The organism is Ensifer sp. GW823-FHT05D09, from assembly GCF_058795755.1.
The window spans coordinates 650558-663664 of the sequence record NZ_JBXAIA010000003.1; the positions used below are offsets into that span (position 1 = coordinate 650558).

Genomic DNA, 13107 nt, shown 5'->3' on the forward strand with positions numbered 1-13107 from the left:
TGACCATATGTCCTACAATTGCCGCTTCTGTTCGACCCCTCTTCAGACCGTCGTTGCCGATCTGGGATCGACGCCCTGGTCCAACTCCTTTCTGGAGCCGACGGAAGAAGCGATCGCGCGTGAACGCGCATTTCCGCTGAAGGCGATGGTCTGCTCCGAGTGCCTGCTCGTCCAGACGACGGAAACCGTGCCGGCCGACGAAATCTTCACCGACGGGTATGCCTATCTCTCCTCCTTTTCCAGCAGCTGGCTCGATCACGCGCGCCGCTATGCCGACGCCATGACCGAACGGTTTAAGCTCGACAGCGCCTCGCAGGTTGTCGAGATCGCGTCCAATGACGGCTACCTGCTGCAGTATTTCGTCGCCAAGAATGTTCCGGTCCTCGGTATCGAGCCCGCAGCCAATGCTGCAAAGATTGCGATGGACCGCGGCGTGCCGAGCGAGGTCGCCTTCTTCGGCCGCAAGACGGCGACGGAGCTGGTCGCCCGCGGCATCCGTGCGGACCTGACGGCTGCCAACAACGTGCTCGCGCATGTGCCCGACATCGCCGATTTCGTCGCCGGATTTGCCATTCTCCTGAAGCCCGAAGGCGTCGCGACGTTCGAATTCCCCCACCTGCTGCGGATGATGGCAGGCCTGCAGTTCGATACGATCTACCACGAGCACTACTCCTATCTCTCGCTGGCCGCCGTCGAGCGTATCTTCAAGGCGTCGGGTCTGAAGGTCTTCGACGTCGAGGAACTGCCGACCCATGGTGGGTCACTGCGGGTGTTCGCCCAGCTTGAGAGCGGCACGCGGCCGGCGACAGAGCGGCTCGCTTCGGTACGAGCAAATGAAGAGGCGGCCGGCCTCATGACCATGGACACCTACGCGAAGTTCGACACGCGCATTGCCGCGGTCTGCCAGGGGTTCCGTGACTTTCTTGCGAATGCCAGATCCGAGGGCAAGAGCGTGGCCGCTTACGGCGCCGCCGCGAAGGGCAATACCTTCCTGAATGTCTGTGGGGTCAAGCCCGGCGAGATTGCCTTTGCGGTCGATCGCAACGACCTCAAGCAAGGAAAGCTCCTGCCTGGCACCCACATCCCGGTGCACGCGCCATCGCACCTGCAGACAGCCAAGCCCGACTATCTGGTCATCCTGCCCTGGAATCTGACTGACGAGATCGTCGCGGACAATGCGGCGATCCGGGCCTGGGGTGGACAGTTCGTCGTCGCAATCCCGGAAATTCGCATTATCTAGGATCCGCGGATCGGTGGCCGCGGTCCGCGCATCAACCAGGAAGAGCAATGTCTCGAATTGACCTTTGCATCGTCGCCACACGGCGACCGGAACTGCTTGCACAGACCCTTGCGAGCTTCTGCGACAAAGTGCTGCGTCATCTCGACATGGGGTCGGCCTACCTCAATCTCGATGCGGCCTTCGGCTCCGCCGACGACCATGCCGCCTGCATTGAGGTCGTGCGCAGTCACTTTCCCGACGCGGTGATTTTCGAGCCGGAGCAACCGGGCTTTTGCGCCGCAGTCAGACGAGTATGGTCGGCAAGCACGTCGGACTATGTCTTCCATCTCGAAGACGACTGGATTTCGCTGCGGGAAATGGGCGTGGAACTGTTTGAGCCCTTTGCCGATCCGTCCGTCATGCAGGTGTCGTTCCACACCGCCGACCAGAACTGGAACATTGCCCGCAAGGGTCACTTCCATCAGCGCAACGAATATGCGCGACTGCTCGGCATCAAGATCCCGCTGTTTCGCACTTTCCCGAAGTTCACCACCTCGCCGTCGATCCTGCGCGGCAGCTTCGCGCGCCATTGCGCCAGCCTGATGGATCTCAGCCGCGATCCTGAAAAGCAGTTCTATTCCGGGGTCAACCCGGCCATGGAAGCCTACGTCGCAAGCTATCGCAACTACATCTTCTCGCCGGAGGCAATGCCGGTCATTCGCGATATGGGGCGGGAATGGCGCGATCAGCGCAACATCCGCAAGGTGATCACCAACTCCACCTCGACTTGGGAAAACGGCAGCTGAACCCGGAGCATCCCGCTTTCGACGGAAAGTGCCGAAGGCAGGCGAGATGTTCCAGAGTCGAATGTCTGGAGCGCCGGTGGTCGGCGTTGCCCGCGTTTCTCGCGACACACGGGTATCGACCAGCCGTCACCCCGCTTGGGCGCGACGGCTGACTCCTCTACGTCAGGCAGCGGCACCCTTGCGCTGGAAGCCCTTGCTGGCCACCATCAAGTTACGAGTATACTCCTCGCCGATGCGCCCAGAGACGAGATCAGCCGACGACAGCCGCTCGACCACGCGGCCGTTCTGCATCACCGCCAGACGGTCGCACATATGGGTGACGACACCGAGATCGTGGCTGACCATGATGAAGGTCAGCTTGCGGTCGCGCCGGACCTGCTCGAGCAGGTTCAGCACCTCCGCCTGCACCGACGCATCGAGCGCCGAGGTCGGCTCGTCGAGCAACAGGATTGATGGCTCGAGGATCAGCGCCCGGGCAATGGCGATGCGCTGGCGCTGGCCGCCGGAAAGCTGATGCGGATAACGGAAACGGAAACCCGAGCCGAGGCCGACTTCGTCGAGCGCCTTCAGGATGCGCCGCTCGCCATCGGCAACGCCGTGAATTGCCAACGGCTCCAGCAACTGCCGGTCGATCGTCTGGCGCGGATGCAGCGAACCATAGGGGTCCTGAAACACCATCTGCACATCGCGATAGAACGCCTTGTCGCGGCGATTTCCGACGAGGACCCGATCATGCACGCGGATCTTGCCTGACGTCACCGGCGCAAGGCCGGCGATCGCGCGAAGCAGGGTCGACTTTCCGGAGCCGGACTCGCCGACGAGCCCGAAGGATTCGCCGGGCGCGACATCGATGCTGACATCATCCAGTGCCTTGAACTCGTCATAGGTCACGACGAGATTTTCGGCGGATACGGTGGCGGTCGTCATAGGGCCCACTCCGGTTTGCGATCGAGAACGGGCAGCGGGTGGCGATCGGAGCCGATCGCCGGCATGCAGTTCAACAGGCCCTGGGTATAGGGATGTTTGGCGTTTGCTAGATCGGACGCGGCAAGCTCCTCTACGATCTTGCCGGCATACATGACGATGACGCGGTCGCAGAACGACGACACCAGCCTGAGGTCGTGCGAGACGAAGATCAGACCCATGCCGCGCTCGGAAACCAGTTTGTCGAGGATACCAAGCACTTCGAGCTGGACGGTCACGTCGAGCGCGGAGGTCGGTTCGTCGGCGATCAAAAGCTCGGGTCCCGCCACCAACATCATCGCGATCATCGCGCGCTGTCCCATGCCGCCGGAAACTTCGTGCGGATAGAGATCGAAGACGCGGCCGGGATCGCGGATCTGCACCGCCTCCAGCATGTCGAGCGCCCGCTCGCGCGCTTCCGCACGGCCGACGCTCTCGTGGCGCGTCAACGTCTCGACGATCTGCCGCCCGATGCTCATGACAGGGTTCAGCGAGTATTTGGGATCCTGCAGGATCATGGCGATCCGCTTGCCACGGAGATCCCGCCTTACCTTCGGCGCTGCCGAAAGCAGGTCGATGCCTTCGAAGGAAAGCGTCTTGGCCGTCACCCGCGCGTGCGCCGGCGTCAGTCCCATGATCGCCCGGCCGGTCTGCGACTTGCCGGAACCGCTCTCGCCGACAATGCCGAGCCGCTCGCGGCCAAGCTTGAAGGAAACCCCGCGCACGGCTTCGACCACTCCGGTGCGGGTCGGAAACGAAACCTTGAGGTCGTCAACCGTCAGAAGCGGGCTCATTGTCCGCTCTCCCGCGGGTCGAGCGCATCGCGCAGACCGTCGCCGAGAAGGTTGAAGCCGAGGCTGACGATCAGGATCGCAATGCCGGGCATGGTGGCAACCCACCACTGGTCGAGGATGAAGCGGCGACCGGATGCGATCATCGCGCCCCATTCCGGCAGCGGCGGCTGTGCGCCAAGGCCGAGGAAGCCGAGGCCGGCGGCCGTCAGGATGATGCCGGCCATGTCGAGCGTGACGCGCACGATCAAGGACGACATGCACATCGGCATCACATGGCGAAAGACGATGCGGGTCGGCGACGCGCCCATCAGCTGCACGGCGGCGATATAGTCGGAGTTGCGAACCGTCAGCGTTTCGGCGCGCGCGATGCGCGCATAGGGCGGCCAGGAGGTGATGGCGATGGCGATGACGGCATTCTCGATGCCGGGACCAAGTGCGGCCACGAAGGCGAGAGCCAGCACCAGCTTCGGAAAGGCAAGGAAGATGTCGGTGATGCGCATCAGCACCGCATCGACCCATCCGCCGGCATAGCCCGCGACCGCGCCGACGATGAGGCCGACCGGGGCGGCGATAATTGCGACGAGCAGCACGACCGCAAGTGTCAGCCGCGAGCCGTGGATCAGCCGGGAGAGGATGTCACGACCGAGATCGTCGGTGCCGAGCAGGTAGCCGGGGGTGCCGGGCGGCAGCAGCCGGGCGTTGGCGAGATCGCCGATATAGGGCGAGTGCGGCGCCAGCACGTTGGCAAAGGCAGCGATGAACACCAGCGCCAGCAGGATCAAGAGGCCGAGAACGGCCAGCTTGTTGGCGGAAAAGCGCTGCCAGGTCATGTAGGCACGGCCGAGGCGCGCCTGCGTGCGCGATTGCGGCCGATCGGACAACAGCCATTCGCGGCGCGTCATCGGGCGGGTTTCTGTGACGGTGCTCATCGCTGGCGCGTCCTTGGGTCAAGCGTCCGATAGAGAAGATCGGACAGGAGATTGATGCCGATGAAGACCGAACCGATGACGATGGTGCCACCGAGAACGGCATTCATGTCGGCATTCTGCAGCGAATTGGTGATGTAGAGGCCAAGGCCCGGCCAGGCGAAGACGGTTTCGGTCAGGACCGACCCCTCGAGCAGACCGGCATAGGAAAGCGCAATCACGGTCACGAGCGGCACGGCGGCATTGCGCAGCGCGTGGCCCCAGATGATGCGGGTTTCCGAAAGCCCCTTGGCGCGGGCGGCAACGATGTATTCCTGCTGCAGTTCGTTCAGCATGAAGCTGCGCGTCATGCGGCTGATATACGCAAGCGAGAAATAACCGAGCAGCGATGCCGGCAGGATGATGTGGCGGAAAACATCCCACAGCACGTCCCACTGCCGCTGCCAGAGCGCGTCGAACAGGTAGAAGCCGGTGATCGGCGTAAACGTGTATTCGAAGACGATATCGATGCGGCCGGGATAGGCGACCCACTTCAGCCGGGCGTAGAACACCAGCAGCGACAGGAGCGCCAGCCAGAAGATCGGAACGGAATAGCCGACAAGCCCGATGACGCGCACGATCTGGTCGGCAATGCTGCCGCGCTTGACGGCGGCGAGAACGCCGAGCGGCACGCCGAAGATGGCGCCGATCAGGGTGCCGAGCGTCGCAAGCTCCATGGTCGCCGGGAAGACACGACGGATATCGGTCATGACAGGATTGGTCGTCAGCACCGAAATGCCGAAGTCGCCGGTCAGCGCCTGACGGACATAGATGAAGAATTGTTGGTAGAGGGGCAGGTTCAGCCCCATCGCCTCGCGCGTCCTTTCGACGACATGCGTCGGCGCCCGGTCGCCGAGGACGGCGAGCACCGGGTCGATCGGGATCACCCGGCCGATGAAGAAGGTCACGGCCAGAAGGCCAAGATAGGTGGTGACGACGATCACCAGGAACCGCAAGACGGCACCCATGATCTTCGCTGGACGGGCGCGTCGGCGCCCGCCCATCCGTTCTGTTCCGCTCATGCTCAAGGGAACTATCCTTTCGGGTTATTCCTTCGAGATGCCAGCAACGAAGTTGGTGTCGAAGCTCGGGCCGAGCTTCAGGCCCTTGACGTTGCCGCGGTAGCCGGCGACTTCGGTCTGCTGGAAGATGATCACGAACGGGCTTTCGCCGAGAACGGTCTTCTGCAGTTCCTTGTAGGTTTCCGCACGCTTGGCGCTGTCACGCTCGAGCAGGGCAGCCTTGGTCTTCTTCGTCAGTTCCGGAACGTCCCAGGCATTGCGCCAGGCAAGCGTCTTGTTCTTGCCTTCGTCGGAGTTGTCGGGGTTGGCGGTGAAGGTTTCGGCATTCGAGTTCGGGTCGAAATAGTCCATGCCCCACTGACCGATATACATGTCGTGGTTGCGGGCACGGTACTTCGTCAGCGTCTGCTTGCCGTCGCCGGGGATGATTTCCAGCTTCACGCCGGCCTGGCCGAGCGTCTGCTGGAAGGATTCGGCAATGCCGGTGACCGGCTGGCCGTTGCGCACGTCCATGGTGACGGTGAAGCCGTCGGCAAGGCCGGCCTTGGCCAGCAGTTCCTTCGCCTTGGCGACGTCGAACTTGTAGGGGTTCTCGTCAAGCGCACCCAGAACGCCCTTCGGCAGGAAGCTCTGGTGGATTTCGCCGATGCCCTTGATGAGGGTCGAGCCGATTGCATCGTAGTCGACCAGGTACTTGAACGCTTCGCGCACCTCAGGCTTGGCAAGGTTGGCGTTCTTCTGGTTGAGGCTGATGTAGTAGACGGTGCCCTTCGGCGCATTGGTCGTGGCAAGGTCGCCATTCTTCGCAACGGCGTCGAAATCGCCCGGCTCCAGGTTGCGCGCGACGTCGATGTCGCCGGCTTCCAGCGCCAGGCGCTGGCCCGAACTTTCCTTCATGTGGCGATAGATGACGCGGGCAAGTTTTGCCTGTTCGCCATAGTAGTTTTCGTTGCGCTCGAGAACGATGACTTCGTTGGCGCGCCATTCGCGCAGCTTGAACGGGCCCGAGCCGGCATAGCCGGTCTTCAGCCATTCATTGCCGAAGTCGTTGTCGTACTTGTACTCGTCGCTCGGCGTGACAGGCTTGACGTTTTCAAGCACCAGCTTCTTGTCGAGCACGGCGCCCACGGTCGCGGTCAGGCAGTTGAGCACGAAGCTCGGCGCATAGGGCTGATCGACGGTGAAGACGAAGGTCGTGTCGTCGGTGGCCTTGGCCTTTTCCGTCACGTTGTCGCCGGTAAGACCGAACTGGGTGAGGATGAAGGCGGGGCTCTTGTCGAGCTTGACGGCGCGCTCGAACGACCAGGCGACATCGGCAGCCGTCACCGGATTGCCGGAGGCAAACTTCAGGCCGGACTTCAGCTTGAACGTATAGGTCAGGCCATCGTCAGACACGGTCCAGCTGTCGGCCAGATCACCGACAACCTTGGTGGTGTCGTTGATGTCGAGGCGAACCAGCATGCTGTAGGTGTTGCCGGTGATTTCGGCCGCGGTCAGCTCGAAGGCTTCGCCCGGATCCATGGAGATGACGTCGTCGATTGCAAAGGCTTCGACCAGCGTGTCCTTTGGCGTTTCGGCAAAGGCCGGTGCGGTCGCGGCCATCACCATGGCGAGCGCCGCCGAAGCGGTCAGAAGACGAAGACGTCCATTGAGCTTGTGCATCATTTTTTGCAGTTCCCTCGTTTGCACCCCTTTCGGGGCTCTTCTTCATGGGTTCAGGCGGCCTCGTGCCAAGCCTGCCCCAGAACTCTCAGCCAGTTCTCCCGGCATATCTTTGCCAGTTCGGCGTCACCATATCCGGCGGTCTTGAGCGCCGCAACGAGCTTCTGGCCGCCCGCCGCATCGCCGATATCTTCCGGTATCGTCGCGCCGTCGAAGTCGGAACCGAGCCCGACGCAGTCGATCCCCATCCGCTCGACCATGTAGTCGATGTGGCGAACCATGTCGGAAAGCGGTGTCGCGGCGTTTTCCTGCGCGTCGGCGCGCAGCATCGTGGTTGCGTAGTTGAGACCGACGAGGCCCTTGCTTTCGCTGACGGCATCGAGCTGCCTGTCGGTGAGGTTGCGCGCAACCGCCGTCAGCGCATGGGCATTCGAGTGGCTGACGACCAGCGGCTGGTCGCTCGTCTTGGCGACGTCCCAGAACCCTTTTTCGGTGATATGGGCGAGATCGATGAGGATGCCCAGGCGGTTGCACGCCTTCACCAGCTCAAAACCGGCCTCGGTCAGGCCCGGCGCGGTATCGGGCGACATCGGGAAAGCGAAGGGCACGCCGTGGGCAAAGGCGTTGTGGCGGCTCCAGACCGGTCCGAGCGAACGCAGGCCGGCGGCATAGAACGTTTCGAGCGACGACAGATCGGCACCGATCGCCTCGCAGCCTTCCATGTGCAGCACGGATGCAAAGGTGCCCTGCCCGGCCGCATCGCGGATTTCGGCGGTCGAACGGCAAAGCTTCCAGGCGCCGGCCCGATCGAGACGGACGGCGATATCGGCCATCTCGATGGCGACGCCCAGCGACGGCAGATGCTCGAGCGGCGCGGAGAGCGGTGTGGCATAGTGGCCATTCGCGTCCGGACCCGCCAGCACCAGATCGCCCGAGGGAACGTAGATCGCGCACAGACCGCCGATCAGGCCGCCTGTTTTCGCACGCGGCGCATCGATATGTCCCTTGTCGGTACCGCCGACGAACTCGCCAACCGGGTCGCTTCCCTTGCGCGCGTTCTGCCATAGCCGCAGAAGCACGTCATTATGGCCATCGAAAACCGCCTGCATTCCGGATTTCCTTATGTTTTCAGGGAGATCGGATGAGGCATACAATGCCGCACCGAAGGAGGAAAGATCGGATGCTATTGAAACGCCGGCGCGTTTTCAATTGATATCAAGGGGTTTTACCCAACGCCCGCTGTCGCGAAATGTTGCATGTTTGCCGCACGTGCACCATCAGAGAGGGCGTGAACAGGCCGAAAAGCTATGCCGAGGGCAGAAATTCTGCCATTTCTAGGGCATGAGACTGGCCGGATCCGGGGTTATGGATCGGCGCGCCGCATGATGCGGTATTGGGGGTTTTGTTGCTGCGTTTGTTTTCTTGGGCTGGCCGACCGGGCCAAGTGGGCCGCGTCGCCACCGTTCTGCTCCTGGCGTCCGTTCTGGCAGCCTGTGCCAGCCGACCGGTCGGCGTGCTCGTTCCATCGGGAACGGCCGGCGGCGCCTCGGAAGTCGATCTGCTGGTCGCCACCACCCGCGCGCCCTCGACCGAGCCCGGCGTGCTTTTCAGCGGCGAGCGCTCAGATGAACTGTCGCTTACCGAAATTGTCGTCTCGATCCCACCCGAAAAGAGCCGCACGGTTGGTCAGGTTCAGTGGCCGAAGAAACTGCCGGCCAATCCCGAACGCGAGTTTTCGACCGTCAGTGTGACGCCGTTGAAGGGCAAGGACGACGCGCAGTCCTGGCTGAAGGGCAACCTGCCGAAAAGCCGGCGCGTGCTGATCTTCGTCCACGGCTTCAACAACCGTTATGAGGACGCGGTCTATCGCTACGCCCAGATCGTCCACGATTCGGGAACGGATGTCGCGCCGGTGATCTTCACCTGGCCGTCGCGCGCAAGCGTCTTCGACTACAACTACGACAAGGAAAGCACCAACTATTCGCGCGACGCGCTCGAAGACCTGCTGCACCGCGCGGCGCGCGACCCGAAGGTCGGCGAAATCACCGTCATGGCCCACTCGATGGGATCGTGGGTCACGGTCGAGGCGCTCCGACAAATGGCGATCCGTGATGGCCGCATCGCGCCGAAGATCACAGACGTCATCCTCGCCTCGCCGGATCTCGACGTCGACGTGTTCGGCAAGCAGATCCAGGCGATGGGCAAGGCACGGCCGAAGTTCACGCTGTTCGTGTCGCGCGACGACCGTGCGCTCAACCTCTCCCGCCGGATTTCCGGCAATATCGACCGTCTCGGTCAAATCGACCCTACGGTCGAGCCCTATCGCACACAGCTGGAAACCGCTGGCATCACCGTTCTCGACCTGACGGCGCTGAAAGGCGGCGACAAGTTGAACCACGGAAAATTCGCCGAAAGCCCTGAAGTCGTGCAACTGCTCGGCAACCGATTGATCGCCGGCCAGACGGTCACCGATTCCGATGTCGGCCTCGGGGAGCGCATCGGCGCCGTGACGCTCGGCACCGCCCAGACCGTCGGCAGCGCCGCCAGCGTCGCTGTGTCCACTCCGATCATGATCTTCGACCCGCGCACCCGCGCCAACTACGGCAATCAGGTCCGCCGCCTTGGCCAATCGGTGGAAAACACCGTCGGCTCGACTGTTGCCCCCTGAGATCGCTCCTTGTTGCGTGGTCAAGGCCCGGTAGGCTATGCTTTATCGGGCAACGGGAAAATGAAATGAATCTCAAGGAGTTCGCAGGCCAGCTGGGGCTGTCGCAAACGACGGTCAGCCGTGCGCTCAGCGGTTATCCGGAAGTCAAGAAGACGACGCGCGAACGGGTGCTGAAGGCGGCAGCCGAACTCGGCTATCGGCCGAACACCAGCGCGCTCGGGCTTGCGACCGGACGCGTCGGCACCATCGGCATCGTCTTTCGCGGCGGCGGCGATTTCGGCCCGCACACCAGCGAGTTCATGGGCGGACTCGGCAGCCGGCTGCAGCAGGCTGATGTCGATATCCTGCTTTCCACCGTCGACACACGGGAAGCGGAGCTTGCAACCTACCGCCGGCTTGCCGCCAGCAAGCGCGTCGATGCGGTCATCCTGCATTCACCCGCGGTCGACGATCCGCGCATCGCCCTGCTGACCGAGCTGCGGCTGCCTTTCGTCCTGCATGGGCGAACCGGGACCGCAGGCAATTTCGCCTTTCTCGACATCGACAATTTCGGCGCGATCCGCCAGGCGACCGATCTTTTGACCGCTCTCGGCCACCGCCGCATCGCGCTGGTCAACGGCCATCGCGGCTATACCTTCACCGAGCATCGACAGGACGGTTATGCGGCAGCCCTCGGCGCGCGCGGCATCGATATCGATCCCAACCTGCTCGGCAATGGCGACTTCACCGACGAGATGGGTTTTCGCCTGATGCAGGGGTTCTTGGCACAGGAAAACCGGCCGACGGCCGTCTTGGCCGGCTCGATGATGTCGGCGCTCGGCGCGATGCGGGCCATCCGCAGCGCCGGAATGACTGTCGGCGAACACATCTCCCTGATCGCCCACGATGACGTCTTTCCGTATCTGAGCCCCGAGAACCTGATCCCGACGCTCACCACCACGCGCTCATCGATCCGCGCTGCGGGAACGCGGATCGCCGAGATGGCTCTGGACCTTCTTCAGGGCACGCCAGCGGCCGATCTGTGCCAGGTCTGGCCGGTGGAGCTGGTCATGCGCAGTTCCACCGCACCGCCTCCGAACTGAAGCGCTGTCAAACCGAGAGTTCGCGCCTTTCGGCTTCAGTCTCCAGCGCCAGGTCCAGCACCTTCTGCAGGTTCGCGGCATGGCGGAAGCCCGGCTCAACCGTCTTGGCGTCCTTAACCGCGGCGGCAAAGCGCTCGTAGTTGGTCGGCACCGTGCCGGCATCGACATCGCGCCAGGTCGCCGTTTCGACATCCGTACCGAGGCAGGCACGAAGCGTCGAGCCATCCGGCGTATGCACCACTTCGAGAGCGCCCTTGTCCCCGTGCAGCCGAAGCCGCAACTCGTTGAGGTGGCCGGTCGCCCAGCGGCTGGCATGGATCACGCCCATGGCACCGTTGCCGAACTCGGCGGTCATGACAAAGCTGTCATTGGCGTCGAGATCATACTCGCCGATGCGGTTTTCCGGCGCCTTGTCGAAGGTCTTCAGCCGCGCAAAAATCCGCTCGGCGTCGGTGCCGGCGCCATAACCGGCAAAATCGAGGATATGGATGCCGACATCGCCCAGAACACCGTTCGAACCGTGTTTGGTCGACAGCCGCCAGAGCCACTGCGATTCCGTCGCCCAGTCGCCCCAGGCCTTGGAGACGAGCCAGCTCTGCAGATAGGAAGCTTCGAGGTGGCGCAGCCTGCCAACATCGCCGGCCAGCACCATCGCCCTCGCCTTCTGCAGCGGCGCGACATTGCGATAGGTCAGGTTGACCATGGTGACGAGGCCAGATCGCTCCGCCGCATCGGCCATTTCCGCGGCCTTGGCGTAATTTTCCGCGAGCGGCTTTTCGCACAGCACATGCTTGCCGGCAGCAAGCAATGCCAACGTCGTCGGGTGGTGCGCCTTGTCCGGCGTCACGTTCGTCGCCGCATCGAACTTGCCCCAGGCGATCGCCTCGTCGAGCGATGTGAAGGTGTTGGCGATGCCGTGTCTCTCGGCAAAGTCCTTGGCGCGCTTGGGGTCGACGTCGACCGCCCCCACCATGTCTACGCCTTCGATCCCGGCGAAGGCTTCGGCATGGCTGTTGGCCATGCCGCCGGTTCCAACAACAAGAAGACGCATAGCGATCACCTGTAGCCGGCTTCGCCGGCCTCATGCAGCTTGGGCCCACGCTCGACGATCGGCTCCAGCGCATTTTCCACCGGCACGTTCGGCGCCTCGTGGATCGCGGTGTAGCGGTTGTCGGCGTTGTAGGCCCACTTGACCGAGTTGCGGAGCACCTTCTGGACATTGCCGTCATGGTAGGTCGGGTAGGTCTCGTGGCCCGGACGGAAATAGAAGATGTTGCCGGCACCGCGGCGCCAGGTGAGACCCGAACGAAACACTTCGCCGCCGGCAAACCACGAGATGAACACCGTCTCAAGCGGCTCCGGCACGGAAAACTGCTCGCCATACATCTCTTCGTTTTCGAGGACAAAATTCTCGCCGATGCCCTCGGCAATCGGGTGGCGCGGATTGATCGCCCAGACGCGTTCACGCTCGCCGGCCTCGCGCCATTTGAGCGCGCAAGGCGTGCCCATCAGCCGCTTGAAGATTTTCGAGAAATGACCGGAATGCAGAACGATCAGGCCCATGCCTTCCCAGACGCGCTTGGCGACGCGCTCGACCACCTCGTCGCTGACCGCACCATGATCCTTGTGCCCCCACCACAGAAGCACATCGGTCGCAGCGAGTCGCGCCTCGGTCAGGCCATGTTCCGGCTCCTGCAGCGTCGCTGTCGTCGCCTCGATCGAAACGTCGGTGTTCAGCGCCGCCGCGATCGTGTTGTGCATCCCGTTGGGATAGATGCTTCTTACGACCTCATTGGTCTGCTCATGGATGTTTTCGCCCCACACGACTGTCCGGATTGGCATCGGCAAACTCCCGTTTATGCGCAGCTGTTAAAATTGAAAGCGGTTTCAATTTGTAGAACTAGTCATGCGTCAACGCCTTTGCAA

General features: G+C 62.8%; 12 protein-coding genes. 4 read left to right on the forward strand and 8 right to left on the reverse strand.

Translation table 11 applies throughout. The annotated features are described in order from the left end of the window. Window positions 1–7 precede the first annotated feature (7 nt). Both AC1Q80_RS13460 and AC1Q80_RS13465 read left to right on the forward strand, forming a co-directional pair. Window positions 8–1240, forward strand: a complete 1233-nt coding sequence (locus AC1Q80_RS13460; RefSeq protein ID WP_492360716.1) for a methyltransferase domain-containing protein — start codon at window positions 8–10, stop codon at window positions 1238–1240. 47 nt (window positions 1241–1287) lie between these two features. After that, window positions 1288–2025, forward strand: a complete 738-nt coding sequence (locus AC1Q80_RS13465) for a glycosyltransferase family 2 protein (RefSeq protein WP_492360717.1) — start codon at window positions 1288–1290, stop codon at window positions 2023–2025. Window positions 2026–2187: 162 nt separating this feature from the next. Here the strand turns inward: AC1Q80_RS13465 and AC1Q80_RS13470 are convergent, their stop codons facing one another. From AC1Q80_RS13470 to AC1Q80_RS13495, 6 genes are read right to left on the reverse strand one after another with little or no spacing between them, the layout of a single operon-like run. Then, on the reverse strand, window positions 2188–2952 hold the full coding sequence (locus tag AC1Q80_RS13470) for an ABC transporter ATP-binding protein (protein ID WP_492360718.1): 765 nt from the start codon (window positions 2950–2952) through the stop codon (window positions 2188–2190). Further along, the gene (locus tag AC1Q80_RS13475; protein WP_492360719.1) at window positions 2949–3782 is read right to left on the reverse strand and encodes an ABC transporter ATP-binding protein; all 834 of its coding nucleotides are present in this window, start codon (window positions 3780–3782) and stop codon (window positions 2949–2951) included. Before AC1Q80_RS13475 ends, AC1Q80_RS13470 begins: the two co-directional genes overlap by 4 nt. Further along, a complete protein-coding gene (nikC, locus tag AC1Q80_RS13480) occupies window positions 3779–4711 on the reverse strand; it encodes a nickel transporter permease (protein ID WP_492360720.1) in 933 nt (310 codons plus the stop codon). Before nikC ends, AC1Q80_RS13475 begins: the two co-directional genes overlap by 4 nt. Beyond that, complete coding sequence (locus tag AC1Q80_RS13485) at window positions 4708–5751, reverse strand: ABC transporter permease (RefSeq protein ID WP_112810653.1); 1044 nt, start codon at window positions 5749–5751, stop codon at window positions 4708–4710. The genes nikC and AC1Q80_RS13485 overlap by 4 nt, the downstream gene beginning before the upstream one ends. Before the next feature lie 42 nt (window positions 5752–5793). After that, window positions 5794–7434 carry an ABC transporter substrate-binding protein gene (locus AC1Q80_RS13490; RefSeq protein ID WP_209791038.1) on the reverse strand — a complete coding sequence of 547 codons (1641 nt, stop codon included), beginning with the start codon at window positions 7432–7434 and terminating at the stop codon, window positions 5794–5796. 50 nt (window positions 7435–7484) lie between these two features. Further along, window positions 7485–8540, reverse strand: a complete 1056-nt coding sequence (locus AC1Q80_RS13495) for a dipeptidase (protein WP_492360721.1) — start codon at window positions 8538–8540, stop codon at window positions 7485–7487. A 335-nt stretch (window positions 8541–8875) separates the two neighbouring features. On the opposite strand from AC1Q80_RS13495, the gene AC1Q80_RS13500 reads away from it, so the two are divergent. Continuing rightward, window positions 8876–10099 (forward strand): alpha/beta hydrolase, encoded by a 1224-nt coding sequence (locus tag AC1Q80_RS13500; protein ID WP_173423948.1) that lies wholly within the window; start codon window positions 8876–8878, stop codon window positions 10097–10099. 65 nt (window positions 10100–10164) lie between these two features. Then, window positions 10165–11181, forward strand: a complete 1017-nt coding sequence (locus AC1Q80_RS13505) for a LacI family DNA-binding transcriptional regulator (protein WP_492360722.1) — start codon at window positions 10165–10167, stop codon at window positions 11179–11181. A 7-nt stretch (window positions 11182–11188) separates the two neighbouring features. Here the strand turns inward: AC1Q80_RS13505 and AC1Q80_RS13510 are convergent, their stop codons facing one another. Both AC1Q80_RS13510 and AC1Q80_RS13515 read right to left on the reverse strand, forming a co-directional pair. Continuing rightward, window positions 11189–12232: a Gfo/Idh/MocA family protein gene (locus tag AC1Q80_RS13510; protein ID WP_173423946.1), complete on the reverse strand. Its 1044-nt coding sequence runs from the start codon at window positions 12230–12232 to the stop codon at window positions 11189–11191. A gap of 5 nt (window positions 12233–12237) precedes the next feature. Further along, window positions 12238–13023 (reverse strand): ThuA domain-containing protein, encoded by a 786-nt coding sequence (locus AC1Q80_RS13515; RefSeq protein ID WP_492360723.1) that lies wholly within the window; start codon window positions 13021–13023, stop codon window positions 12238–12240. Window positions 13024–13107: the final 84 nt, after the last annotated feature.